The sequence below is a fragment of the Foliimonas ilicis genome (genome assembly GCF_039939195.1).
GTDB classification, from domain to species: domain Bacteria; phylum Pseudomonadota; class Alphaproteobacteria; order Rhizobiales; family Rhizobiaceae; genus Foliimonas; species Foliimonas ilicis.
In genome coordinates this window covers 114,620-138,703 of the sequence record NZ_JBDUUH010000003.1, presented here as the reverse complement: position 1 = coordinate 138,703, position 24,084 = coordinate 114,620, and the positions used below count along the sequence as shown (strand labels likewise).

The window sequence follows — 24,084 nt, the reverse complement described above, 5'->3', positions numbered from 1 at the left end:
TTATGCCTTGAGCATCGCTTTTGCGACGTCCCTGTAAATCAGGCTGGAGGTGATGAACTCATCCGTGGGAACGAATTCGTCGGGCTTGTGCGCAACGGAAAGGCTTCCGGGTCCAATAACGGTGCCCTCCGCCCCGATCGAGCGGAAATGCACGAGATCGCAGCCGCCCTGAAACCCGAACGGGCCGGGTTCTGCCGTGCCGTGCGCGCGGCAGGCGGCAAGGCTTGCCTGCACGATGGCGCTGCTTTCGTCTGTCTGCGTTGCCGGGCCGGTGGTCGCCTTGTAATCGATGATGTCGGCGCGGATGCCGAATTTTTCATGTGCGCGCTGCAGCAGTTGCGCGAACTCTTTGTGTACCGCTTCTTCTTCCTCGCCGGGAACCATGCGGCGATCGAGAAGCACGTCGCATGCGCCAGGAAGCACATTGTCGGCATGGCCGCCATTGATGCGCGTTACCGTCAGACTGGCATTGCCGACCAGCGGATGAGACTGATGCCTGACGTAATTTTCGTGGTGTTCCTCGAGAAGCGTCAGAAACTGGCCAGCCCTGTAAATGGCGTTTTCGCCGAGATGCGGCGTGCCCGAATGAGCTGTCACACCATGTATCCGCACGACGGGGCGAAGGCTTCCCTTATGCGCCGAAAACGTCGCGTTGGAAGTAGGTTCGCCGACGACAGCGAAATCGATTTTCGGCTTTGAAGCCGCGTAAAATTTCGCGCCCTCACTGGCGATTTCCTCATCGCCGACGAAAATGCCAAGCAAAGTGCCCGACCATGACGAACGGTCCTGCGCCAGCATGCGCATTGCCTCGATCATGGAAATCAGCGGGCCTTTGCAGTCGCAAGCGCCGCGACCGAACAGCTTGCCGTCTTCTTCGCGCAGAACGAAAGCATCGGATGACCAACCCTCGCCCGCAGGCACAGTGTCCATATGCGTGTTGAATGCGAAAACCGGACCCGGACCGTTTTCAAGCTTGGCTTCGACATTGAAACGGCCCGGCTTGTATTCGGTCGATACGGTTGTGAAACCTTCGGCCTCCAGCAGCTTGCGTACGTATTCTGCCGCCTCGGCCTCATTGCCCGGAGGATTTTCAGTGCGAATTGCGATCAGTTCGGCGAGCTCGCGCTTCATCCGTTCGGCGTCTGGTGCGATGGGCATGTCTGGGTTCCGGGCTAATGCAATATCTGGTCGAGAAAACGCTGCGCGCGCTCATTGACGGTGCCGCTGAAGAAATTCTCGCTGGTGGCGTTCTCGATGATCTGACCGCTTTCCATGAAAACGATCTGGTCGGCCGCGCGTTTGGCGAAACCCATTTCGTGCGTCACGACGATGCTGGTCATACCGTCGCTGCTGAGTTCGGCCATTACGTCGAGAACCTCGCGGATCATCTCGGGATCGAGTGCAGAGGTCGGCTCATCGTAGAGCATCAGCTTCGGCTTCATCGCCAGGGCGCGGGCAATCGCGACACGCTGTTGCTGACCGCCGGAAAGCTCGTCGGGGAAGAAGTCCGCCTTTTCAGGAATATGAACCTTGCGCAGAAGATCCGTCGCCAGATCATGCGCATCCGACTTACTGAGCCCCGAAACCTTCATAGGCGCCAGCATGATGTTTTCGGCCGCCGACAAATGCTGAAACAGCTCGAAATTCTGGAAAACCATGCCGATTTCGCGGCGCACCGCCGGTGCATTTCGAAGATTTCCGGCAATATCCTTGCCGTCGAAAACGATGGCACCGCTATCGGCAGGCTCAAGAAGATTGAGGCAGCGCAGCAATGTCGACTTGCCCGAACCGGACGGACCGATGACGACAACGGTTTCCTTGCGGTTGACCTTCAGGCTGCAGCCTTTGAGAATTTTCAAAGTGCCGAAGCTCTTGTCGATGTTGACGATGTCGAGAAGCGGCTGGTGATCTTGCGAACGCATGTCTTAATCCTTCACCGGGTCTCTGCGGTTTCGGTCATCTGGGTCAGGCGCTCGATGAGCGGCGCGGGAGCGCTTTTGCGGCGTCCGCGCTTCGGGTCGAGTGAACGCTCCAGAAGAAATTGCCCGGCCATGAAGATTGTCGTCAGCGCCAGATAGTAGATACCGGCGGCGGTGAGCGCCTCGAAATAGCGGAAACTGGCGCTTGCAGTCTGGTTTGCAACGAGCAGCAGTTCTTCAACGGCGATGACCGATACAAGCGCGCTGGTCTTGAGCATGCCGATCATCTGGTTGCCCATAGGCGGAAGCACGATACGGGCTGCCTGCGGTATCACGATGTAGCGCATGACTTTCGCCTTCGTCATGCCGAGCGCCAGACCGGCAGTGCGCTGGCCGGTTTTCACGGCCTGAAGACCTGAGCGCAAAATTTCAGCCATATAGGCGCCCTCGTTCAACGACAGGGCGATGACCGCACTCAGGAATGCCGAAAGGCGAATGCCGAATGTGGGCAACACATTGTAGATGAAGATGATCTGGAACAGCACCGGCGTTCCGCGAAACAGCCAGAGATAGACCAGTGTCACCCCTTGCAGGGTACGGATTTTCGTTTCCTGCAAGAGCGCGACGACAAGACCGGCCAATATGCCGAAAAACAACGAGGTAACGGTGATCAAAAGCGTGAGTACCGCCCCATCGAAGAAGGTGCGCGAAAACAGATAGTCGAAGACGAGTTCGAGAGACATTCGCGCTCCTTTTTCTTTATTCGAGGTCAGATCAGTTGAAGATGGAAACCGTTGCGGGCAGCTTCCACTTTTCGATCAGGCTCTTATAGGTGCCGTCAGCAACGATTTCCGCGAGTGCTGCCTTCAACGATTCCTGTATCGCCGTGTCGCCTTTGCGGGTGGCGAGGCCGATATTGGTGTCGGACTCGAATTCCTCACCGACCGTCTCGTAGACGTCAGGCAGGGCATCCAGCAGGACAACTGCGCCCGGCGTGGAATCGAAGGTCGCATCGGCGCGGCCCTGGCGAAGGGTAAGTGCGGAATCCTGCGCCGTCGGCATCGTCAAAACCTTGATGCCGTCGAGGCCCTTGTCGGTGCAGCGCTTGTCGTCGGCGCGCGCCTGGCTTTCCTGAATGCCGCCCAGCGTCACCGAAATGGTCTTGCCGCACAGGCTGTCATCGCGGCCCGTGATCTTTGACGGATTGCCCTTCTGGACGATCACCTGATTGCCGATCTTCATATAGGGAACGAAGTCGACCTGCTCGGAGCGCTGCGGGTTGATATACATTGCGGAGTTGATGATATCGATGCGGCCACCGCTGAGCGCCGGTATCAGGCCCTTGAACTCCATGTTCGAAGCCTTGGCTTCAGCGCCGAGCTTTTTGGCGAGCGCAGCGATAAAATCAATATCGAAGCCTGTGAGCTGGCCGTCTTTCTGAAATTCGAACGGAGCGAAGGTTGCTGCGACGCCGTAGTTGATGGCTCCGGCTTCTACGAGGCCTTCCTTTGGAAGCTCGGCGGCGATGATCGGGGTAGCAACGAAAAGCGGCAGGATTGCTGCTGCTAGAAAATGCCTAAACATGTCTGATCCCTTTCTCTGGAGAAATTATTGCTCTTTTTGAGAACAAACATACAATCTGAAAAAATCGGAAGTCAAGCGGAAATCAGCGGCCCGGATTGGGGACAAAATCTGCCTGAAAAACGGGCTAAAGGCTCATTAACTGCAAAAATCAGAGGCAAAATGCGCCGAATCCAAAACCTTATTGGCTAAAGCTGGTTGTTTTTTCGGCAAATCAAATGGCTTTCCTATTGCGCCTTCTTGTACGATTGACGAAATTCATTGTATGAATAGGATATAAAAAATACGAAAGTGAGCACGCATGGTCAGCAGCCCGCGCCAGAATCGCTACCGCCTGGCAAATCAGATTCTGGAAATTGCGCGGGACGCCCGTTTCGAACCCGGACATCGGCTTCGCGAGCAGCAGCTTGGCGATATGCTGGGTGTTTCGCGCACGCCGGTCAGAGCAGCACTTTCCCTGCTGGAAGAGCGCGGCATCGTTGAAGCCAAAAAGAACCACGGCTTTCTTCTGCTCGCTCGCCCGGAAGAATTGCACCGGCTTGAGGTCGAGGTTCCCGCGACAGCCGATCAGGATCTTTACACGCGGATCGTCGAAGACCGGCTGTCCGGTCGTTTGGCGGAAACATTCACGCAGACGCAAATCCTGCAGCGTTACGATGTCGACAGGACCCTGCTTCTCAGAACTTTGACCCATCTTGTCAGCGACGGCTTGCTGGCAAGAAGCAGCGGCAGGGGCTGGACATTTCAGCCTACACTCGACACGCAGATGGCGCTGCGCAATAGCTACAATTTCCGGCGGACGATCGAACCGGCAGGCATCATGCTCGAAACCTTCCGCTCGGATGCGACAGCGCTGGAGCGCTCGCGCATGCATCATCTTTACCTGGAAGCGCATCCGGACATCAAATCGCTCGATCCGCGCCAATTGTTCGAAACGGACGCGCAATTTCACGAAATGATCGCGGAATTCAGCGGTAATGTCTTCTTTCAGCAGGCAATCCAGCAACAAAACCGGCTGCGCCGCCTGTTGGAATTCGGCGGCTATACCAATCGGCGGCGTGTTCGCGACTGGTGCCACGAGCATGTGATGATTATCGACGCAATCGCCTCCGGCGATCGTTCAAAAGCGGCGGCGCTGATGAACGAGCATCTCGATGCGGCATTGGCGTCCGCGCCCAAGTATAGCGGCTAGAACGAGATATTTTCCCGATCTCCGGCAAATTTGGCCTGATACAAGCCGGGATAAGGCGCATCGGTTGGCTTCAGCAGAGCATTCACGGCTTTCCTCGACGGACATTTTAAGCCAAAAGATGGAGACGCGTGGAGTTCTCCTGCTCTCAACTTGAGGTAGGGCTTACGTCCGGCAATGAGGGTGGAATGTCCGAATTCGTCCTGATCGCAGTCGTTGCGATGATCGTCATTCTGTATCGCCACAGCAAAAAGCTGACAGCGCTCGAGACAGAAATTCGCACATTGCGCGCGCAAAGGGTGGCCCCTTCCGCTCTTCCTCAGATTTCTAAATCTGCTGAAGCGATTGCCGTTGATACAGCGTCGGCAGAGCAAGCCAAGACCGCTGAAGGCGCGGAACTGCCTGCAAACGAGGATACGGAGGTGGCTGTTGGTCCGTGGGCACAAGCCGCCCGACAAAGCGATCAGACAATCGATGGGGCGCCGGAGGGTGAAGTCAAAGCAGAAACGCCCGCCCCCGCGAAGCCACGACCCGACATCGAAACGGCGCTCGGCACGCGATGGGCGGTTTGGGTCGGTGGTCTGGCGCTGGCGCTGGGCGGAATATTCCTTGTGCGCTATTCGATCGAGGCCGGGATTTTCGGCCCGAGCGTCCGGCTCACTTTCGCAGCATTTTTTGGCCTTGCGCTGGCTGCCGGTGGCGAATTCGCACGCCGCCGTGGCTTCAAATCCCCCATTGGCGGCATTAATGGCGCATATATTCCGGCAATCCTCACCGCGGCCGGGTCTTTCGTACTGTTCGGCGCGGTGTTTGCCGCCCATAGCGTCTATGGATTCATAGGCCCGGTATTCGCATTCGGCCTGCTCGGCATAATCGGTATAGGCACGATCGCCGCCGCGCTCATTCATGGTCAGGCGTTGGCCGGTCTTGGCCTGCTCGGCTCCTATGCAACACCGATCCTCGTATCGTCGGACGCGCCCAGCTCATGGTCGCTGTTCATCTATCTGGCGATCGTGCTGACAGCGGCAACCATCATCGCATCGACCCGGCATTGGCGCTTTCTCGCCGCCGCCGCTTTCGTCGGCGCTGGTCTCTGGTCGATGGTCTATCTCAGCGCTTCGACTGACATCGTCACAGCACCCATCGCCATGCTGCATCTCGTCGGGCTGGCGGTTCTGTCCGCGGTCTGGCTTGCAAAAACCCGCCCGGAAGTCAGCCCTGTTGGCGACCCCGCATCGATTGCCGCTGGCGTTTTTGCAGGCTTGACCGCGATTGCGCTCGTCCTTCACCCCGATGCTGCGGCGACCAGCGGTCAGTTCTGGGGCTTTGTGCTGATCGTCGCTCTTCTGGCCGCTGCTTCCTGGAGGCCGAACGCGGCCGCGCTGATAAGCGCTGCCGGGGCTTCCGTTCTGATAATCCAGTTGCGCGATCTCCTCGCGGGCGGCTTCCTGCTCGAATGGGTTTTCGGCGCAACGCGAAGCGCATGGCTGGTCGTGCCTGGCCAGAGTTACTTCAACTATTCCGTCGCACTCGCTTTCATCTTTCTGGCGGCAGGTATCGTATTCGCGCAAAGAACGGTCGCCGTGCTCCCAAGGCGCGCTGCTCTTTGGGCCTTCTGGGCGGCATGCGTTCCAATCGTCGTGCTTGTCGCCGCCTGGCTCAACTACGGTAACCTGAACATCGACTGGCGCTATGCTGCCTGCGGTTTTGCATTGACCGCTATTTTGGTCGCAGCCAGCGAATGGATCGCCCGCACCGAACAGCCCCCATTCACAGGCGGATGGGCAATAAGCTTTCTGCTCGGCGGCGCTGCGCTGTCATTCGCTTATGCCCTTCTGGCCGGGTTTGGACCCATCTGGACGACGATCCTGACGGGGCTTGCTGCGGCATTGCCTGCCGCACCAACGCGCTTTCGACGTTATCCTTGTCTCGGCTGGTTGTCGGTCGGCCTCGCAGTGATCACGCTCGGCCGGGTTATCGTCGATCCGACCATTGCCGGTTGGGATGCACTTGGCACGACGCCCTTCCTCAACGCGCTTCTGCCGGGCTATCTGCTGCCCGCCCTCGCCTTCGGCTATGCCGCATGGCAATTGGCGCAGACGACTGGCAAACGTCCGCGTTTCGTCATGGAAGCGTTCTGCGCGCTTTTTGCTCTGGTCGGCATCGGCATGCTGGTGCGTCACGCAATGCATGGCGGCGTCATCAGCGCTGGTGCACCGCTTCTCGCAGAACAGGCCATCTACACGCTCATCGCAATTGGAGCCGGCGGCATCATGCTGTCGCTGGATCAGCGTTCACCGAGCCCGGTCTTCCGTTACGGCTCGATGATTGTGGGCGTACTATCGGTCTACTTTATCGCGGTTTCGCATTTCATCGACCTGAACCCGCTCAAAACCAACGAATCCACCGGCACGATCCCGATCGTCAATCTGATCCTGCTGGCCTATCTCCTGCCCGCAATCGCAATGGCCGCACTTGCCTGGTATGCGCGCGAAAAGCGGCCGCGCTGGTACGTGATAATGCTTGCCATATGCTCCGCAGCCCTTGCCTTCGTCTATGTGTCGCTGTCGGTGCGGCGGCTGTTCCAAGGCGAATTCATAGGCGGCTGGAAAGGCATGAGCGGGTTGGAAAATTACACCTATTCGGCAGTATGGCTGGCGCTCGGCGTTGCCATGCTCGCCACAGGTATACGTTTCCAGTCCCGCTACCTCCGGCTCGGTTCCGCCGCACTGGTTGTGCTGGCGGTAGCCAAAGCCTTCCTTTACGACATGAGCGAACTGGACGGCGTGTTGCGCGCGCTTTCCTTCATCGGGCTCGGCGCCGTCCTTATCGGCATCGGCATGTTTTATCAGCGTATGCTTGCGACAGCGGCGAAGTGATCCGGCAGGAGGGACGCCGGAATATCCTGATAGCAGACCGGCCGCAGAAAACGGTAAATCGCCATCGTGCCGACCGAAGTCGAACGGCCGTCGGATGTCGATGGATAAGGACCGCCATGAACCATCGCCGGTGAGACTTCGACACCGGTTCCGAAGCCGTTCACCAGAAGACGGCCAGCGAGAAGTTCGAGCTTCGGTAGGATTTTCGCAGCCGCAGGGTGGTCGGCTTCATCGATATGAAGCGCTGCGGTTAACTGCCCCTCAAGCGTATCGATTATTTCCATAAGTTCCGTTTCATCCTTGCAGCGCACGATAAGGCCTGCCGCGCCGAACACTTCATCCTGCAAATCGTGATGCTTCAAAAACGCGCGGCCAGTGGTTTCAAACAAGGCGGCGCGGCCTTGCGCCTCTGTGCCTTCCAAGCCCTGCGAAAGCGACTTTACCTCGCCATGCCCGGCCAGCTTCGCGACGCCGGAGGCGTATGCCTTGCAGATGCCGCCTGTAAGCATTGTCTGGGCCGGGGCCTGTAGCAGCGCCTGGCTCGCAGCATCGATAAATGCATCCAGGCCCTTGCCATCCACTGCGAGAATAAGACCCGGATTGGTGCAGAATTGCCCCGCACCGAGTATCAGCGAGCCGACGAAGGCTTTGCCAATCTCGGCACCGCGCTTTTCCAGCGCATTCGGAAAAAGAATAACGGGATTGATGCTGCTCATTTCCGCATAGACCGGGATAGGCTGGCGGCGTTCGGCTGCGATCTTCATCAATGCCGTGCCACCACCGCGAGAGCCGGTGAAACCGACCGCGCGTATACGCTTGTCGGCCACAAGCCCCTGGCCGATCTCGCGACCGGAATCGAACAGGAGCGCAAACGTGCCAACGGGGAGTTTGCAATCGGCGACCGCCTTCTGAACGGCCCGGCCAACGAGTTCGGACGTGCCGGGATGCGCCGAATGAGCCTTGACGATGACCGGGCAACCGGCCGCCAGCGCCGAGGCCGTGTCGCCTCCCGCGACCGAAAAGGCCAATGGGAAATTCGAGGCTCCGAACACGGCAACGGGGCCAAGTGCGACATTGCGAAGCTTCAGATCGGGCTTCGGCACAGGTTTGCGCTCAGGATCTGCCGGATCGAAACGCAATTCCAGAAACTTGCCCGAACGCACTTCCGTCGCGAACATGCGTAACTGGATCACCGTGCGCATGCGCTCGCCTTCGATGCGGCCTTTAGGCAAGCCTGTTTCCGCCATTGCGCGTTCGACCAGGGCGTCGCCGATATTCAGAATGTTTTCGGCTATTTTCTCAAGAAAAGCGGCGCGTTCTTCCAGGCCGGTCTCGCGATAGGTCGAAAATGCCTGCCATGCCAGGCAGGCGGCATTTTCGAGATCCTGTTTCGTCGCACCGCCGAAAGAGACAGGCAGTTTACTGCCGGTAGCGGCTTCGAAACCGAATATCTCGCCCGATTGGCCACGTACGGCCGTGCCGCCGATCAGCAGTTCGCCTGTCAAATCCATCGCTCTTCTCCCGATTCATGTTCTTTATTGGCAGCGGAATCCACTGGCCAGTCACTGTAGGATAAAATCAGTAGCGCCGCGAACGATCCGCAGCGCTGTAGGTATTTTCCATCAACCGCAACGTTTCGAGATTATCAAGGCGATCCGTCGCGAACTTTTCGCCGGTTTTCAGGCACTCGACAAAGTTCCTGATCAAACCGCTGAAGCAGGCTTGATAATTGGCTGTCAGATCGTGTTTGACGATTTCCGATGGGTTGCTCACGCAATAGATAACGTCACGGTCAAGGATCAGCGTGTCTTTCGAACCGACGATTTCCAGCCTGTCCGTCGGCAGCGGCGGGTAGCCCATTGCGGAGATGTTACCGTCCAGCACGACGCTGCATCCGCTCGACCTTCCGGTCATGACGATAACGCCCACATCTTCGCCAGCCAGCGCCCTGTTGGTTTTGGCCGTATGCGCAGAGACGACATCAAGCTCGCCAAGCGTTGCCCGCAAGGCGTCCAGTTGATGGATCAGCATTTCGAAAATCAGCAGGCGGGGAAACTCGGCCAGATAAGGCTGGCGTCCAAGCAGAAAAGGCGTTTCGCCTTCGGGTGCCACCATCGAGGCGGAACGCATGGTGAGGCGCGCATGCTGAACTTCGCCGATGCGGCCTTCCGCGATCATGCGCCGGACATCCTCATAGTGAGGCCGGAAACGATAATTCTCATGCACGCAGAAGCGGACACGATCGCCCACATAGGCAATCAGTTCTTCGGCCTCGGCAACGGAGGGCGTCAACGGTTTCTGGCACATGACGTGCACACCGGCATCGGCCGACAAGCGGACCAGCGGCGCATGAAGACCTACCGGGGCAGCGATGTCGATCGCATCGAGCCGCTCGCGGCTGATCATTTCCGCAACGTCGGCATAGACCGCAGAGATGCCGAACTCTTCCGCCCGAGCGCGCGCTTTGCTCAAATCCGGGTCGGCAATAGCGACGATCTCGGCGCCCTCCACAGCTTCCCAGCCGCGCATGTGAAACAAGCTGATGGCACCAGCGCCCGCCAACCCAACGCGAAGTGTCTCATTGGTTTTGAAGGACATACTTCAATTTTTTCCCGTGGCTTGCAGCGTCACGGATATGATTTGTCTTACAACCATATAGCTACCTAATGTAATGCCGAACTATCCAATTATAATATGCTATTTCAGCTCGGTTTATGGTATGAAACTCCCATCGTCAACTTGTAAGAATTTGTACTCAAGGATACCGATGGACAGTACGCGCATAAGGAACCGGGCGGCGAAATGACGAGAGCGGACAACAATCGGACAGGACCTGAACGCAAGCTCGGTGATTACATCTATGATGGCATCTTCAAGCTGATTACTTCAGGCGAGTTTGCCGAACTCTCCCGTCTTCCGAGCGAGTCCGAGCTTGGCCAGCGTTTCGGCGCGTCGCGACCAATCATACGGGAAGCACTGGCACGCCTTCGTGAAGACGGGCTTATTCAATCAAGGCAGGGGTCGGGAAGCTTCGTGCTTCGCCGCCCGGATGCCAATGTCCTGCGTTTCGTCGAAATCGGGTCGGTCAGCGACATCCAGCGCTGCTACGATTTTCGGATCGGCTTCGAGGCCGCATCCGCCAGTCTCGCCGCGCGGTCATGGGAACAGGATGAACTGCAGGAACTGCAGGCATCCTTGTCTGAACTTGAGGAATGCATTGCGACCAAAAAGCTGGGCGTGGATGCCGATGCGCGGTTCCATCGCGCAGTGGCGCTTGCCACCCGCAATCCCTACCACATCATGGTTCACAACTCGCTGGAGCAGAATGTCCGGGTTGGGATGAACCTTGCCCGCAACCTTTCCCTGCTGCGGCCAGTGGCGCGCCTTCAACTCGTGCAGCAGGAGCATATCGAAATCTTCAACGCTATCGAACAGCGGCGGCCCGAAGAGGCTGGCGAACTGATGGCGCTGCATATTTCCAGCGCACGAAAGCGTATGTTCGACGGGCTTTAGCCGAGGCTGCCCGCAACCATTAACGGCTGCGGGCGCTGCGGCCTACTTCAACAAGGCAGGAAGGAAGGTCGACAGCGAAGGCACCATCGTCAGCAGGATAAGGAATAGGACCAGAGTGATCAGGAACGGCGTATTCGCCTTCGTGACCTTCAGCACATCCTCATTGCCGATCTTGGCTGCGACAAGCAGAGCGATTGCGACAGGCGGCGTTACCTGGCCGATCACCACGGTCGTCACCATCAGAACCCCGAAATGGACGAGATCGACATCCATCATGGTCAATGACGGAAGCAGCACCGGCATGATCATGGGGATGAGCGGATCGAGTACCATTCCGGCGATGAGCGCCAGGAACAGCAATGCAAAGATGCGCATCGTCGTGTTCTCGAACGGGAAGATGACGTCCAGCCCATGTGCAAGTGCGGCTGGCACGCCTGCCTGTGAAAGTGCCCAGCCGAGAGCCGTTGAAAACCCGACGACCATAAGGACTTCACCGGTCAGAATGGACGAATCCACCAGCGCCCGGCGCATATTGGCGAGCGTCAGCGTGCGGTAGACAAGCCCTGCAAGGATCAGCGCATAGGCGACTGCAAACGCGCCCGCTTCCGTCGGCGTGAAGATGCCGAACACCAATCCGCAAAGGATCATGCCGGGCATGCCAAGCGGAAGTATTGCGTGGACGCCGGTGCGCAGCACCTCTTTCCACTGAAACGTTCCGACTGCTTGCCAGCCGTTGCGTCGCGCGAGGATCGAAATGGTGATCATCATGGCCAGCGCCATCAGAAGGCCGGGAATGACGCCTGCGAGAAACAGTGCTCCAAGCGACGTTCCAGTGACTGCGGAGTAAAGGATCATCGGGGAACTGGGCGGAATGAGAATACCGATGCCCGAAGACGTGGCCGTAACCGCCGCCGCAAAAGGCCCCGGATAACCATGGGCTTTCAGCTTGGGGATCGTCACCGAACCGGTGCCAGCAAGGTCGGCCACCGAAGTGCCGATCATGCCGCCGAACATCACGCTTGCGGCCACATCCACATGGGCAAGGCCGCCTCTCAGCCAGCCGACGAGTGCGACGCCGAAATCGAACAGGCGGTCGGCAATGCCAGTGGCGTTCATGATGCCGCCAGCAAGGATGAAAAGCGGCAGCGTGATGAGAATATAATCGCCGACGCCGCCAAGCGTCTGCTGCGGCAGGGCGAGCGCCCAACCGCCGCTAAAGGCGAGGAAAAGCAGCACGGATGCCACGAGCGAAATGACGATCGGCAGACCGATCAGAACGAAGGCGCATAGAGCAAGGAGTGTGAATGCGGCAAGACCGAGCACGGCTATTTCTCCTGCTCAAAAAAATTGACGACAAAGGCAAGGATGAGACCTGCGGACGTTGCCAGAATCCCGCTGATCGCCACCGATTTGCGGATACCGAGAATGGGTGTTTTGTCGTTTCCGAAGATGGCGAGGTACTGCCAGGCGAGGATCGCGAGGGCGACGAGAACGGCGATGCCGAAAACCGTGTGGAATATTCCCAGAAGCCGCTTTGGCATGCCCGTAATGCGATGCGTCCAGATTTCGCAGCGGATCAGCTCGTTCTTGAGCGCACCGATCGTGATGCCAAGCGCGCCCAACCACATAAGAAGTGCAGTGACGACTTCCTCCGTCCAAGGCAGCGGCTTTGACAGGAAATAACGTCCGAGCGAATTTGCGAGAACGAGGCCGACGAGGAAGACGAGTAGCGTGATAGCTGCTGTCTCGACACCCCATATTGCCCAAGCCTTGGCAGAACGACGATCCGGCTTGGGGTCGGCAAGAATTTCGCTGGGTAAAGGCGCGATAGCATCGCTCATCGTTCACTCCCTTCAGCAATGCGACCATCGAAAAGCCGCCCGTAGCCTGGCCGCGCACCGACTGTTCCGGTGAGTTCAAGGCAATGCCAGAACGACGCCTGAATGGCCGATATCACCGGCTTGCCAAGGCGATCTTCGAGCGCCTCGATAGCGCCGACGGTGCGGAAATTCGTGCAGGAAACGAATATGGCCGTGGCATCCGGGTGATCGACCGAAAGCACATGATCATAGACTTTCTCGAGCGGCACTTCAGCCAGCGCGTGGTCGTCGGAAATGTCCAGATGCGCACTTTTGACGACTTCATGGCCGTTTTCTTCGAGAAAACGGATCGCGCGCTGATGGATTTCGGACAGGTAAGGCGTCGCCAATGCGATCTTGCCTGCTTTCACTTTTTTCAAAGCCGCAAGCGTTGCGGTAGATGCGGTCGTCACCTTTGGACCGGGCACCCATTGCTCGATTTTCGAAATCAGCGCGCGGTCATAGGCCGTGCCGTGCAAAAAGGATGCGCTGGTGCCGCCGAAAAGAAGAACGTCGATGGGAGCCGCTGCCGCCATGCGCGCAGCCTGTTCCAGCTCCGGCGCGTTCATCATTTCCTCGATGCCTTCGACCGTGACCTTGGGCAAGCGGATGCGGGCCGTGTGCGTGGAGACGCCTTCGGCGGACATCGCCCACATTTCCTCTTCCATCACGACGCTGGAAGCGATGTAGATCAGGCCGATGCGCGCGAGATCGCCCGAACCATCGTAGCGAAAGCGGGGATATGCCCCGGCTGATGCCGGGGCCTTTGTTGCGAGAACGCTCAACGGATCGCTCCCTCGACCTTTGCCATAAATTCCGGTGTGACGATCTCGGCGATCTTTTCACGAACCGGGGCAGCAGCCGTCTGGAACGATGCAATGTCGGGACGCGTGACCGTGACGCCGCTCTTTTCGAATTCAGCCACCAGCTTGGAGTCGCTTTCATCGGAAAGATCGCGCGTCTTCTGAACACTCGCTTCCGCCGCCGCCTTCACCTTGGCCTTCAGATCGTCCGAAAGCGCATCGAATGCCTGGCCGTTCATAACCAGCGTGATCGGCGTGTAGATATGGTTGGTCAGCGATATATGCGGCTGGGTCTCGAAGAGGGAGAATTCCTTGATGACCGACAGCGGGTTTTCCTGACCGTCGATGACGCCCTGCTTGAGACCCATATAGACTTCGCCGAGGGCAAGCGTCGTTGGCGCGGCACCCAGCGTCTGGAAGGCCATGATGCGGGTCGGGCTGTTCGGCGTGCGGATCTTCATGCCGGAAAGATCGGCAGGCGTCATGATCGCCTTCTTCGAATTGCTGATGACGCGGACGCCGAGCTCACCAAAAGCCAGAACTTCGAGATTGGCCTTTTCGCGCAGCGAAGCAGCCATCAGGTCGCCGAGTTCACCGTCCAGCACCGCGCGGGCCTGCTCCTTGCCGGAGAACAGGAAAGGCGTGTCGAAAATCGAATATTTTTCGTCCAGTGCGGCAACGCCGTCCGAACCCAGAGGAATGACTTCGACGGCGCCTGCGCGGATGAGTTCCGCCAACGCGTTTTCATCGCCGAGCGATCCGCCGTCGAAAAACTCGATTGCAAGTTCGTCGCCTGCCGAGGCCTTGAGTTCGTCGCGGAATGCGGAAAGCATGACATTTGTCGGATCGCCGCCCGTCGTTTCGACGGCAAGGCGCATCTTGGTTTCAGCCCAGGCGCTGCCTGCGCATAGGACACCGGCCAAAACTCCCAAAACAATGCTGGTCTTCTTGAATCTGAACATTGGTTACCCTCTCTTGTTGTTTTATCAAGTCTTGTTCAGATCGGGGTGCTTGCGCAAGTATGAATCTGTCTAATTTTTAGGCATAAATCGACTTAATTATGATTATTTATTTAGCAAGTGCCGATATCTCGATGCGTATACGGATATGCAATATTAGGCATAGTGCTGATTTATCTCGAATTGGCATTTACATACGAAATACTTCTCCAATGAATAGTTTAATTTTATTTCGATAATCGCAATCGCATCGTTATTGTCCGACCTCCATAAATAAGGGAATCGACGATGCAGACGCCGCCTAAAGTGTTCTTTCTCAATGGCCCGAACGCCAATCTCTACGGCCTCGACAAAAGCGGCACTTATGGAACGGAGAGTTTCGTCTCGATCGGCAAGCGTTGCGAAGAACATGCCGCCTCGCTCGGCCTCGATCTGGATTTTCGCCAGTCGAATCATGAAGGCGTGCTGGTGGACTGGATTCAGGAAGCCCGCGAGAAGGCCGAAGGCATCGTCATCAACGCCGCCGGATTGACCTATAGCTCGGTTCCGATTCTGGACGCTCTGCTCGCTTTCGACGGCCCGATCATCGAAGCCCATATGAGCAATATCTGGAAACGCGAACCCTTCCGCCACCACTCTTACATATCCAAAGCTGCAACAGGCGTTATCGCGGGGCTCGGCGCGCTGGGTTACGAACTCGCCCTGACGGCAGTAGCCAGTCACATCAAGGAGCGCGCAGCGAAATGAGCGCTGGCGTGATGGTCTTTTATAGCCAGATGGATGACTTCGAAGCTTGGCGCGCGGCTCTGGAACCGGAAGGCATTGTTCTTGCGCGGGCCGACGAGATCGACGACCCTTTGAAGGTGGATTACGCGCTGGCGTGGAAGCCGCCGCACAATTTCTTCGCGCGGTTTGAAAATCTGAAGCTGCTCGTCAATCTCGGTGCTGGCGTCGATGCGCTCGTCGGCCGTACTGATTTGCCCGATCTGCCGATCACGCGGCTTTCGGACCCGCGCATGGCACGGATGATGGCAGGCTTCGTGCTCTTTGCCGTCACACGCTACGCCCGCGATGTTCAGCATTTTGAGAAGGCGCAGAAAGAGCGCCGCTGGCATTACATCCATCCAAAAGACCCGTCAGAAATCACCGTTGCCATTTTGGGCCTTGGCGAGCTTGGGCGCGAAGCCTCAAAAGAATGTGCACGACAGGACTATCGCGTGCTCGGCTGGTCACGCACGGCCAAGACGATAGAGGGCGTAAAGTGCTTTCACGGAAGCGACACTTTGGCCGAAGTTCTTTCGAGCAGCGATATCGTCGTCTGCATGCTTCCGCAGACGCACGAGACCGACAATATGCTCGATGCGGCCACACTTGGCTGCATGAAGCCAGGCGCGAGTTTCATCAATGTCTCGCGCGGCAGCGTCGTGGATGAGCCAGCACTGGTGGCAGCGCTGCAGTCGGGACGAATTGCCAATGCAACGCTCGACGTCTTCGCCAAGGAGCCGCTGCCGACGGACAGCCCCCTGTGGGACATGGACAATGTGCTCATCACCCCGCATCTGGCCTCCATCGCCTTACCGGCGTCAGCTGCCAAACAGATTGGCGAAAACGTCCGAAGGCTGGAAGCCGGACTGGATGTTTTGAGCAGGGTCGACCCGAAACGCGGCTATTGACGTTAGAACGACTCCCATTTTGATGGAATCGGAAGGCAACCCCTCTGCTGTGCCGGGCATCTCCCCCTCAAGGGTGGAGATTGGCTGACATAGCCATCCGCTTTCATTCTGCAACGTTAGCGATTGGTGCCGCACTTTTATGACAGAGTAATCTCCACCCTTGAGGGGGAGATGCCCGGCAGGGCAGAGGGGGGTGCTGTCCCGCAAGCGTTTCTATCTAAAAATGAAAGGCTCTAACCGAATATTCCGCCTCTCGCGAAGGACTCTCTCATGTAATCGGCAAAGGCCTGCACCGCAGGCCGCAGATCATGACGGGTAAGGCGCAGGAACGTGACGGTGGCTGGCGGTAGAGTTTCGGCGAGTTTCAACACCGCGATGCGGCTGCCGTCATAGCCGATCGTCGTTTGCGGCGCGACATTGTGCAACGAGTATCCGTGGCCGTGGCCGACAAGACCGCGGATCAGCTCCGACGAGCGGGTTCGAAACGCGATTCGCGGCTCCAGCCCGCAAGCTGAGAATATATTGAAAAAGTAATCGCGTGAGTGCGGGAGATCGAGAAGGATAAAAGGCTCTTCCTCCAACTCGACAAGACTGACTTCCTCTCTGTCCGCCAGCCGGTGGTCCGCCGACACGAGAACGAGCGGCGGAAAGTCCGCGAGCTTCTCTCCCGTAATTTCTTCAGGGACGGCAAAATTGTAGGATAGCGCGAGCTCGGTTCGGCCTGACACGAGATGACCGATCATTTCCTGCTGATCGCCCTCCTCCAACTTTACCGAAATGCCCGGATAACGCTTCGAGAAACCCGACAGCAGGCCCGGCATGAAACGGATCGCGAGTGTCGGAAAACAACCGACGACGATCTCGCCGCGCAACGCATCTCCAAGAGAATGCGCGCTCTGCGCAAAATCGCGCGCGTGATTGAGAAGAAGCCGTGCGTCGTTGACCAGCCTCTGCCCGGCCGCCGAAAGCGTCACGCCTCTTGCATGGTGGCGCACGAAAATCTGCACGCCAAGTTCCGTCTCGACCTGCGATAGCGCCATGGACACGGAAGGCTGGGAGACGTTCAGCCTCTTAGCAGCTTCCGTGACGCTCCCGCAATCGGCGGTTTCGACAACATAACGAAGAGCACGGAGCGATAAGTTCATCATCTTTCCTTATGCTATCCAGAAGATAAAAATATTTTCTTGATGCTAGGCCTTACGGCATCATCCGTCTAGCCTAATTTTGGAGCAGATTGATGATTAGAACTGGCGATGATTATAAAGAAGGCATTCGCGACGGTCGCGAGGTTTGGCTCGACGGCGAACGCGTAAAGGATGTCACCACCCATGCGGCGCTGAAGCCCATCATCGACATCAAGGCTCGCATGTATGACATGGCTCACGAAGAACGCTATTCCAGCGACCTGACCTATGTCGATAACAATGAGCGTCATTCGATCTTCTATCGCCCTCCCCGTGAGCAGAAGGACTGGAGCGACAAGCTGACTGCCGTCGATCATGTCATGAAAGACATTGGCGGCGTCGTAACGCGGGTCGGCGACGAAACCATCGGCGAAATGTGGTCGCTGACCGATGGCCGCGATGTTCTTGCCGAAATCGATCCGCGCTTTGCCGACAATATCGATCGCCACATTCAGGAAGTCATCGAAAAAGACATCTTCCACGTCTCCGCCAATACCGATCCTAAGGGCGACCGCTCGCTGCCGCCACAGGAGCAGGACCCGGATTTGATGGTGCACGTCACTCGCGAAACGGATGCCGGCATCATCATTCGCGGTGCGAAATATGAAACGGCTGCGGCCTATGCGGATCAGGCGTATCTGAAGCCAACCGTCGGTGCATGGTCCACCGAAAAGCTGTCGGATTATGCTGTTGGCTGCATCGTCAAGATGGGCGCGCCGGGCGTAAAGCACATTTGCCGCTCAGGCTTTGCCGGCAAGTCCAGCCCGCTCGATTATCCTTTGGCCAACCGCTTCGACGAAGTTGAAGCGCTGGTCGTGTTCGATGACGTACTGATCCCATGGGAAGACGTGTTCTTCTATCGTCATACCCGCGCCGCGCAGTTCGTTCGCTCGACGCTGCATCGCTATTCCGCATTCCCCTACGTGCTTCGCCTTCTCTACACCGCCGACATGATGATCGGCGCGGCGATGTGGAATGCCAAGCAGACCGGCCTCGACAAGATCCAGTCGGTTCGCGAAAAGCTGGCTGATCTTGTCTGCTACCGTGAAGGCATCAATGCGCATTTGACCGCATCGATCGCCATGGCGGAAAAGAGCCCCGGCGGATTACTCATGCCGCAGCAATCCATGCTTTATGCCGGACGCGTTTTCGCCTGCTCGCAGCTTCCGGCAATGATGCATATCGCCCGCGAACTTTGCGGCGGCCAGATCTGCATCACGCCGAATTCCGCTGCGTTCAAGGCTGATGGCAGCGGAGAATGGCTGAACAAGTTCTATTCGCTGAACCAGTCATGGCAGGCCGAAGACAGGCGCAAGCTGCTGGCCTTCGCCCGCGACCTCCTGAACTCGGACTATGCCGGTCACCGCCTGACCTTCGTGCAGTTCGCACAGGCTCCGCACTTCAATCATCTTGCTGCCGTCTACAATTCCTTCGATTTCTCCGGCCCGCTCGATTTCGTCAAGAAATCGGCAGATTTGTCGGATCGCATCAATGGACCGGTTCAATGATCGATACAGCCAATCACCCGGCGGTCGCGGTAGAGACATTCCGCGACGCCATGCGCCTGACGGCCTCCGGCGTCGCAGTCGTCACATCGGATGGAGCCGCCGGACGCACCGGCGTAACTGTGTCTTCTCTCTGCTCGCTTTCGATGGAGCCGCCATCCGTCGTGTTTTGCGTGCATCGCGAAAGCCGCAGCCTTGCGACTTTGCTCGAAAACGGCGTGTTCGTTGCGAACATATTGAGTGAGGCTCAGGAGCGGGTCGCAAACAGCTTCGCTGGCCTCATCCCCGAATTGCGCGACGACCGCTTTGCTGCAGGCGCCTGGACGAACCTTACCACTGGCGCACCTGCCCTCGATGAAGCGCTCTGCAATTTCGATTGCCGGGTCGCCAGTGTCTTCGATTTCGGCTCACACCGAATTCTGACGGGGGAAGTGATCGGCGTGAGAACGCAGGCCGCAAATCCACTGGTTTTCTCCGACCGCGCTTTTCGCCGTCTGGCAGCGGCTTGAGGAGACAGCATGACCACTCATCAACGCTTCAGAAAATTCAACACCCGCGAAGCCTATCCCGAACAAACCCTCGACAATGATGTCTGCATGGTCGTTCGGGCGGGCAACACGGTCTATGTACGCGGCCAGACTGCAATGGATTTGGAGGGCAAGATCGTCGGCATCGGAGACGCCGCCGCTCAAACCGAAAATGCTATGCAATGCGCCAAAGTGCTTCTTGAAGAGGCAGGTTCATGCCTCGACGATGTGGTCAAGATCGTCATCTACATCACCGATCGGGCATATCGCGAACCGGTCTACCAAATTGTCGGAAAATGGCTGAAAGGCGTCTATCCGGTTTCGACCGGAATCATCGTCCAAGGCCTGGCGAAACCCGAATACATGATGGAAATCGACATTATTGCGGAAATTCCCGCGGATAACTGAATTTTACTAAAGTAACTCGACAAAAAATACTTCGATCCGGTCCGGGCGGGAAGCCATATCTGATCGTCTGTATTTAATTATACTATTAAATAACATTTATAAATACTGGCACGGATGTTGCTTTTGAGATCACATCAACAATATCAACGAAAGGCAGTTACCCAGATGCTTTCCAGAAAATTGCTCGCAGCTAGTGTAGTTTCCGCCCTGTCATTGTTCACATCTTCGCTCGCCGTCGCGCAGGAAAAGCTGGTCGTCAGCACCTGGGGCGGCAGCTTTCGCGACCTGATCGACCAAACGATCGGAAAGAAATTCACCGAAGAGACAGGCATCGAAGTCGAGTATGTGACGGGCGGTACGATGGACCGGCTGAACCAGGCCAAGCTCGCTGGCGGCACACCCGAAAGCGACATCACCTTCACCACCGCCCATGTGGGTTGGCTCTATGCCAATGACGGCCTCTTCGACGAACTGGATCTGACGAAAATCCCGAACGCCGCGCATCTCGTGGAGCAGGCCAAGATCAGCCCCTATCACATCGGCGCATGGGCCTATGTCTACACGATCGGTTATCTGCCCGATCAGCTTCCGGAAGGCGTCAGCTTCGATAGCTGGGAAGGGCTTTGGAACCCGGCGCTCAAGGGCATGATCGCCTCGCCCGATTTCGATCCGAGCCACGTCATCGCAGTGTCGGCAAAACTTTCCGGCGGCGACGCTTCCAACTGGGAAGTCGGTCAGGAAAAGCTGGCCGCGCTGAAGCCGAACTACAAGGCGTTCTACACGAACGACGCCAACAGCCAGCAGCTCTTCGCAACGGGCGAAACGCCGGTTCAAATCATCCTCTCCATGAACGCCTACTACATGCAGGATCAGGGCGTGCCGGTCGAGATCGTCATACCCAAGGAAGGTGGCATACTCGGTGTCGATACGATGGGCATCATGAAAGGCTCGACCAAGGCGGAGCTCGCCTACAAGTTCATGAATTACGCGCTCGATCCGGCCGTGCAGGCTGAAATCGCAGAGCTGAAAAAAGGCAGTCCCGTCGTCGACAATGCGACGCTCGACCCCGAAACGGCAAAGCTGCCCGGCATCTTCACGACCGCTGACCAGTGGGCCAGCCAGACGCTGATCATCGACCACAAGCTGCGTGCGGAAAAGACTGCCGAATGGCGCAAGTGGTTCGCTGAAAGCATGATCGCGCAGTAAGCGAAAACAATGATAGGCCCGGCGGCGCGTGCCGTTGCCGGGCCTGTTCACGTGAAGGGAGTTACGATGAACGAGCGGCCTTTTCTTGGATGGTTCGTTTCGCCAGCAGCCTTCGTGGCATTCGGGCTGGCGGCGGCTATGGCCGCGGTGTTTCAGTACAGCGTTCGCGCCTATATTCCGGGCTCGCTCGATGTCGGCGGCTTTACGCTGGAGAACTTTTCGGCACTCGTGCGCCCGCTTTATGCATGGGCGTTTTGGGCAACGATCCTGCTGTGCCTGCTGACGGCAGTGTTCACCCTATTTCTCGCCTATCCCGTTGCCTATGCGCTGGTGCGCGTGCGCAGCAAGGCGCTGAAATCCTTCATTCTGATTGCTTCCGTCACGCCGCTTTTTCTGGGCGAAGTCGTGCGCACCTATTCGTGGATGATCGTGCTCGGCAATAATGGTTTCATAAACACGGTTCTGCTAAAGCTCGGCTTCATCGAACGGCCGATCCAGATGATGTTTACCACTGGCGGCGTGGTGGCGGCTCTCGTTCACGTAACGATGCCCATCATGGTCATCATGCTGGCAGCGGGCCTTTCACACATCGACCGCAACTACGAGAAGGCCGCCGAAAGTCTCGGCGCAGGTCCGGTGCGCAGTTTTCTGACCGTCACACTGCCGCTCTCCATGCCCGGCATCATCGCGGGTTTCTCGACTGCATTCGCATGGACCTTCAGCGCATTTGCGACACCGCAGCTTATCGGCGGCGGCCGGGTCAATACGGTTTCGACGCTGGTCTATCAGCTCGGCTTTTCATCCTTCAATTTCCCCTTCGCCGCCAGTCTTTCGATCGTCGGTCTGGCGCTGACATTCGCGGTAATTGCCTTGATGAAACAGGCCACCCGCCCTCTGGAACGTCTGGGAGAACACTGACATGCCAGCATCCAGACAAAACAGGATTCTTCGCATATCCGGCATTGTGCTGGTAGGAGCGATCCTTGCCTTCATCATCCTGCCAGCGGTCGTCGTGACCATCACCGCCTTCAACGACAAGGCCATCCTCGCCTTTCCGCCGCAATCCTATTCCCTGCGCTGGTTTGAGCGGGCGCTCGATTACAGCGATTTTCAAAAAGGCTTCTGGAACGGCCTGACCGTCACCGCATGGGCGTCCACCATCGCGCTGGCTGTGGGAGCGGGATTTGCATTGGCTATCCATCGCTACGATTTCGCGCTGAAGCGCACGCTGGAAGGCGTGCTGCTTTCTCCATTGGTCATCCCGCATTTCACGATCGGCCTCGGCCTGTTGATGCTGGCGGCACAGACAAGCACGGCGCGCGGGTTCCCGCTGGTCGTGTTCGCTCATGTCATTCTCGTTTTGCCGTTCGTCATGCGAAGCGTTTTGATCTCGCTGAAGAATTTGGATGAACGGTTGGAAAAGGCCGCCACCAGCCTCGGCGCCACACCACGCCGCGTGCTCTTTACGGTCACGCTGCCGCTGCTCGTGCCCGGCCTCGTAAGCGGCTGGCTGTTCGCGGCAATCCTCTCCTTCAACGAGTTTACGGCGACGCTTTTCGTCTCGAACCAGGCAACGCAGACGCTGCCGGTCGCCATGTACAATTACGTTCGGGAATATGCCGATCCGACGCTGGCAGCGCTGTCGGTGATCTACATTGTCGTCACAGCACTGCTTCTGACGCTCGCCAACACATTCTTCGGCCTTGGAAAGGTGCTTAATGTCGATTCACACTAATCCGCGCGGCCACGCAAAAGCAGCGTTCATTCGGCCGAAACCCAAGGCGGCCGTTCAACTCGACGGCGTTACCAAGCGTTTCGGGGATTCCACCGCGCTCCATGAAGCGTGGCTGAAGATCGCGCCAGGCGAATTCATGACGCTGCTCGGCCCGTCTGGCTGCGGCAAGACGACCCTTCTCAATCTCGTCGCTGGTTTTCTTGAAAGCGATGGCGGCGAAATCTTCATCGACGGCGCTTTGGTTACGGAAACGCCTGCACATAAGCGCGAAATCGGCATCGTATTTCAGAATTACGCGCTGTTTCCGCATATGACGGTCGCCAAGAACATTGCCTACGGGCTGAAGACGCGTGGTGTGCCTTCTGCCGAAATATCGCGCCGGGTCGATGAAGCGCTGTCGCTCGTAAAGCTCTCCGGTTTCGGCGACCGTAAGCCAAAGCAACTTTCAGGCGGCCAACAGCAGCGTGTCGCGCTGGCGCGTGCCCTTGTCATCCGTCCAAAGGTTCTGCTGCTCGATGAGCCTTTTTCGGCACTCGACAAGAACCTTCGCGGTTCGATGCAGGTCGAGCTCAAAGAGATCCAGCGCAGCCTCGGCGTGACGACGATCTTCGTAACCCATGATCAGGGCGAAGCCCTGTCGATGTCGGACCGGATCGCAGTGATGTCCGCAGGCCATATCCGCCAGATCGCAGGACCAGACGAGATTTATCGCCGCCCGGCGGATCGCTTCGTCGCATCCTTCGTCGGCGATGCGAACATTCTCAAAGGTACGCTGACGGCAAAGCGTGGCGATGCCGCCGAAGTAGCCATCGGCGACGCGAAATGGGTGGTTCCCGGTGCGCCCTTCGCCGGATCGACAGTCAACGACGAAATCGACGTTTTCATTCGACCCGAGCATTTTGCCATCGGCAAGCGCACCGTTCCCGGCTCACTACCCGGTATTATCGCAGCACAGGTTTTTCAGGGGGATCATGTCGATCTCTACGTGGAGATGCCAAGAGTTTCAAATGAACGCGTGCTTGTGCGTTCACCGGGAATATCGGCAATTTCGGATTGGTCCGTCGGCAGCGAGGTCGGCCTATCCGTCGTCTCGTCCGACATCGTCGCCTTCCCGAAGGAAGGCGCTACGTGACCTGCAGCCAAA

23 protein-coding genes are annotated in these 24,084 nt (G+C 57.6%); 12 read left to right on the top strand and 11 right to left on the bottom strand.

What is annotated here, in order from left to right:
- Genes ABFT80_RS08825 through ABFT80_RS08810 form a run of 4 tightly spaced genes read right to left on the bottom strand, consistent with a single transcriptional unit; the run spans nt 1 to nt 3,503 of the window.
- Nucleotides 1–1,158 carry a M20 family metallopeptidase gene (locus tag ABFT80_RS08825; RefSeq protein WP_347971526.1) on the bottom strand — a complete coding sequence of 386 codons (1,158 nt, stop codon included), beginning with the start codon at nt 1,156–1,158 and terminating at the stop codon, nt 1–3.
- A 14-nt stretch (nt 1,159–1,172) separates the two neighbouring features.
- A complete protein-coding gene (locus ABFT80_RS08820; RefSeq protein ID WP_347971525.1) occupies nt 1,173–1,922 on the bottom strand; it encodes an amino acid ABC transporter ATP-binding protein in 750 nt (249 codons plus the stop codon).
- A gap of 11 nt (nt 1,923–1,933) precedes the next feature.
- Complete coding sequence (locus ABFT80_RS08815) at nt 1,934–2,662, bottom strand: amino acid ABC transporter permease (RefSeq protein ID WP_347971524.1); 729 nt, start codon at nt 2,660–2,662, stop codon at nt 1,934–1,936.
- Between the two features lie 31 nt (nt 2,663–2,693).
- The gene (locus tag ABFT80_RS08810) at nt 2,694–3,503 is read right to left on the bottom strand and encodes an ABC transporter substrate-binding protein (protein WP_347971523.1); all 810 of its coding nucleotides are present in this window, start codon (nt 3,501–3,503) and stop codon (nt 2,694–2,696) included.
- Nucleotides 3,504–3,801: 298 nt separating this feature from the next.
- On the opposite strand from ABFT80_RS08810, the gene ABFT80_RS08805 reads away from it, so the two are divergent.
- Nucleotides 3,802–4,692: a GntR family transcriptional regulator gene (locus ABFT80_RS08805; RefSeq protein WP_347971522.1), complete on the top strand. Its 891-nt coding sequence runs from the start codon at nt 3,802–3,804 to the stop codon at nt 4,690–4,692.
- Between the two features lie 185 nt (nt 4,693–4,877).
- Entirely contained in the window at nt 4,878–7,568 is a 2,691-nt protein-coding gene (locus ABFT80_RS08800) for a DUF2339 domain-containing protein (RefSeq protein WP_347971521.1), read from the top strand.
- Here the strand turns inward: ABFT80_RS08800 and ABFT80_RS08795 are convergent.
- A complete protein-coding gene (locus ABFT80_RS08795) occupies nt 7,538–9,079 on the bottom strand; it encodes an aldehyde dehydrogenase (NADP(+)) (protein ID WP_347971520.1) in 1,542 nt (513 codons plus the stop codon). The two genes, ABFT80_RS08800 and ABFT80_RS08795, sit on opposite strands and share 31 nt — an antisense overlap.
- Nucleotides 9,080–9,146: 67 nt before the next feature.
- Nucleotides 9,147–10,166, bottom strand: coding sequence for a Gfo/Idh/MocA family protein (locus tag ABFT80_RS08790; protein WP_347971519.1), 1,020 nt, complete (start codon nt 10,164–10,166; stop codon nt 9,147–9,149).
- Between the two features lie 204 nt (nt 10,167–10,370).
- On the opposite strand from ABFT80_RS08790, the gene ABFT80_RS08785 reads away from it, so the two are divergent.
- Complete coding sequence (locus tag ABFT80_RS08785; RefSeq protein WP_347971518.1) at nt 10,371–11,081, top strand: FadR/GntR family transcriptional regulator; 711 nt, start codon at nt 10,371–10,373, stop codon at nt 11,079–11,081.
- Nucleotides 11,082–11,123: 42 nt separating this feature from the next.
- On the opposite strand, the gene ABFT80_RS08780 is transcribed toward ABFT80_RS08785, so the two are convergent.
- From ABFT80_RS08780 to ABFT80_RS08765, 4 genes are read right to left on the bottom strand one after another with little or no spacing between them, the layout of a single operon-like run.
- On the bottom strand, nt 11,124–12,404 hold the full coding sequence (locus ABFT80_RS08780) for a TRAP transporter large permease (RefSeq protein ID WP_347971517.1): 1,281 nt from the start codon (nt 12,402–12,404) through the stop codon (nt 11,124–11,126).
- Between the two features lie 2 nt (nt 12,405–12,406).
- Nucleotides 12,407–12,922: a TRAP transporter small permease gene (locus ABFT80_RS08775; RefSeq protein WP_347971516.1), complete on the bottom strand. Its 516-nt coding sequence runs from the start codon at nt 12,920–12,922 to the stop codon at nt 12,407–12,409.
- Entirely contained in the window at nt 12,919–13,725 is an 807-nt protein-coding gene (locus ABFT80_RS08770; protein WP_347971515.1) for a maleate cis-trans isomerase family protein, read from the bottom strand. The genes ABFT80_RS08775 and ABFT80_RS08770 overlap by 4 nt, the downstream gene beginning before the upstream one ends.
- Nucleotides 13,722–14,705 (bottom strand): TRAP transporter substrate-binding protein, encoded by a 984-nt coding sequence (locus ABFT80_RS08765; protein WP_347971514.1) that lies wholly within the window; start codon nt 14,703–14,705, stop codon nt 13,722–13,724. Before ABFT80_RS08765 ends, ABFT80_RS08770 begins: the two co-directional genes overlap by 4 nt.
- A gap of 285 nt (nt 14,706–14,990) precedes the next feature.
- On the opposite strand from ABFT80_RS08765, the gene ABFT80_RS08760 reads away from it, so the two are divergent.
- Both ABFT80_RS08760 and ABFT80_RS08755 read left to right on the top strand, forming a co-directional pair.
- Nucleotides 14,991–15,449 carry a type II 3-dehydroquinate dehydratase gene (locus tag ABFT80_RS08760; RefSeq protein WP_347971513.1) on the top strand — a complete coding sequence of 153 codons (459 nt, stop codon included), beginning with the start codon at nt 14,991–14,993 and terminating at the stop codon, nt 15,447–15,449.
- Nucleotides 15,446–16,375, top strand: a complete 930-nt coding sequence (locus ABFT80_RS08755; RefSeq protein ID WP_347971512.1) for a 2-hydroxyacid dehydrogenase — start codon at nt 15,446–15,448, stop codon at nt 16,373–16,375. The genes ABFT80_RS08760 and ABFT80_RS08755 overlap by 4 nt, the downstream gene beginning before the upstream one ends.
- A gap of 233 nt (nt 16,376–16,608) precedes the next feature.
- On the opposite strand, the gene ABFT80_RS08750 is transcribed toward ABFT80_RS08755, so the two are convergent.
- Complete coding sequence (locus ABFT80_RS08750) at nt 16,609–17,520, bottom strand: LysR substrate-binding domain-containing protein (protein ID WP_347971511.1); 912 nt, start codon at nt 17,518–17,520, stop codon at nt 16,609–16,611.
- A gap of 92 nt (nt 17,521–17,612) precedes the next feature.
- Here ABFT80_RS08750 and ABFT80_RS08745 point away from each other — a divergent pair, with 92 nt between their 5' ends.
- From ABFT80_RS08745 to ABFT80_RS08715, 7 genes are all read left to right on the top strand, one after another.
- A complete protein-coding gene (locus tag ABFT80_RS08745) occupies nt 17,613–19,067 on the top strand; it encodes a 4-hydroxyphenylacetate 3-hydroxylase family protein (protein WP_347971510.1) in 1,455 nt (484 codons plus the stop codon).
- Nucleotides 19,064–19,573, top strand: a complete 510-nt coding sequence (locus ABFT80_RS08740) for a flavin reductase family protein (RefSeq protein ID WP_347971509.1) — start codon at nt 19,064–19,066, stop codon at nt 19,571–19,573. The genes ABFT80_RS08745 and ABFT80_RS08740 overlap by 4 nt, the downstream gene beginning before the upstream one ends.
- A gap of 9 nt (nt 19,574–19,582) precedes the next feature.
- Complete coding sequence (locus ABFT80_RS08735) at nt 19,583–19,999, top strand: RidA family protein (protein ID WP_347971508.1); 417 nt, start codon at nt 19,583–19,585, stop codon at nt 19,997–19,999.
- A 165-nt stretch (nt 20,000–20,164) separates the two neighbouring features.
- Complete coding sequence (locus ABFT80_RS08730; protein WP_347971507.1) at nt 20,165–21,205, top strand: ABC transporter substrate-binding protein; 1,041 nt, start codon at nt 20,165–20,167, stop codon at nt 21,203–21,205.
- Between the two features lie 66 nt (nt 21,206–21,271).
- Nucleotides 21,272–22,123, top strand: coding sequence for an ABC transporter permease (locus ABFT80_RS08725; RefSeq protein ID WP_347971506.1), 852 nt, complete (start codon nt 21,272–21,274; stop codon nt 22,121–22,123).
- 1 nt (nt 22,124) lies between these two features.
- Entirely contained in the window at nt 22,125–22,940 is an 816-nt protein-coding gene (locus ABFT80_RS08720; RefSeq protein ID WP_347971505.1) for an ABC transporter permease, read from the top strand.
- On the top strand, nt 22,924–24,072 hold the full coding sequence (locus ABFT80_RS08715) for an ABC transporter ATP-binding protein (protein ID WP_347971504.1): 1,149 nt from the start codon (nt 22,924–22,926) through the stop codon (nt 24,070–24,072). The genes ABFT80_RS08720 and ABFT80_RS08715 overlap by 17 nt, the downstream gene beginning before the upstream one ends.
- Nucleotides 24,073–24,084: the final 12 nt, after the last annotated feature.

Coding starts and splice junctions, on each gene's coding strand:
- ABFT80_RS08720 (WP_347971505.1), top strand. CDS start 22,125: ATGCCAGCATCCAGACAAAACAGGATTCTTCGCATATCCGGCATTGTG.
- ABFT80_RS08785 (WP_347971518.1), top strand. CDS start 10,371: ATGACGAGAGCGGACAACAATCGGACAGGACCTGAACGCAAGCTCGGT.
- ABFT80_RS08800 (WP_347971521.1), top strand. CDS start 4,878: ATGTCCGAATTCGTCCTGATCGCAGTCGTTGCGATGATCGTCATTCTG.
- ABFT80_RS08820 (WP_347971525.1), bottom strand. CDS start 1,922: ATGCGTTCGCAAGATCACCAGCCGCTTCTCGACATCGTCAACATCGAC.
- ABFT80_RS08750 (WP_347971511.1), bottom strand. CDS start 17,520: ATGAACTTATCGCTCCGTGCTCTTCGTTATGTTGTCGAAACCGCCGAT.
- ABFT80_RS08715 (WP_347971504.1), top strand. CDS start 22,924: ATGTCGATTCACACTAATCCGCGCGGCCACGCAAAAGCAGCGTTCATT.
- ABFT80_RS08805 (WP_347971522.1), top strand. CDS start 3,802: ATGGTCAGCAGCCCGCGCCAGAATCGCTACCGCCTGGCAAATCAGATT.
- ABFT80_RS08825 (WP_347971526.1), bottom strand. CDS start 1,158: ATGCCCATCGCACCAGACGCCGAACGGATGAAGCGCGAGCTCGCCGAA.
- ABFT80_RS08765 (WP_347971514.1), bottom strand. CDS start 14,705: ATGTTCAGATTCAAGAAGACCAGCATTGTTTTGGGAGTTTTGGCCGGT.
- ABFT80_RS08775 (WP_347971516.1), bottom strand. CDS start 12,922: ATGAGCGATGCTATCGCGCCTTTACCCAGCGAAATTCTTGCCGACCCC.
- ABFT80_RS08735 (WP_347971508.1), top strand. CDS start 19,583: ATGACCACTCATCAACGCTTCAGAAAATTCAACACCCGCGAAGCCTAT.
- ABFT80_RS08815 (WP_347971524.1), bottom strand. CDS start 2,662: ATGTCTCTCGAACTCGTCTTCGACTATCTGTTTTCGCGCACCTTCTTC.
- ABFT80_RS08755 (WP_347971512.1), top strand. CDS start 15,446: ATGAGCGCTGGCGTGATGGTCTTTTATAGCCAGATGGATGACTTCGAA.
- ABFT80_RS08760 (WP_347971513.1), top strand. CDS start 14,991: ATGCAGACGCCGCCTAAAGTGTTCTTTCTCAATGGCCCGAACGCCAAT.
- ABFT80_RS08725 (WP_347971506.1), top strand. CDS start 21,272: ATGAACGAGCGGCCTTTTCTTGGATGGTTCGTTTCGCCAGCAGCCTTC.
- ABFT80_RS08730 (WP_347971507.1), top strand. CDS start 20,165: ATGCTTTCCAGAAAATTGCTCGCAGCTAGTGTAGTTTCCGCCCTGTCA.
- ABFT80_RS08790 (WP_347971519.1), bottom strand. CDS start 10,166: ATGTCCTTCAAAACCAATGAGACACTTCGCGTTGGGTTGGCGGGCGCT.
- ABFT80_RS08795 (WP_347971520.1), bottom strand. CDS start 9,079: ATGGATTTGACAGGCGAACTGCTGATCGGCGGCACGGCCGTACGTGGC.
- ABFT80_RS08745 (WP_347971510.1), top strand. CDS start 17,613: ATGATTAGAACTGGCGATGATTATAAAGAAGGCATTCGCGACGGTCGC.
- ABFT80_RS08810 (WP_347971523.1), bottom strand. CDS start 3,503: ATGTTTAGGCATTTTCTAGCAGCAGCAATCCTGCCGCTTTTCGTTGCT.
- ABFT80_RS08740 (WP_347971509.1), top strand. CDS start 19,064: ATGATCGATACAGCCAATCACCCGGCGGTCGCGGTAGAGACATTCCGC.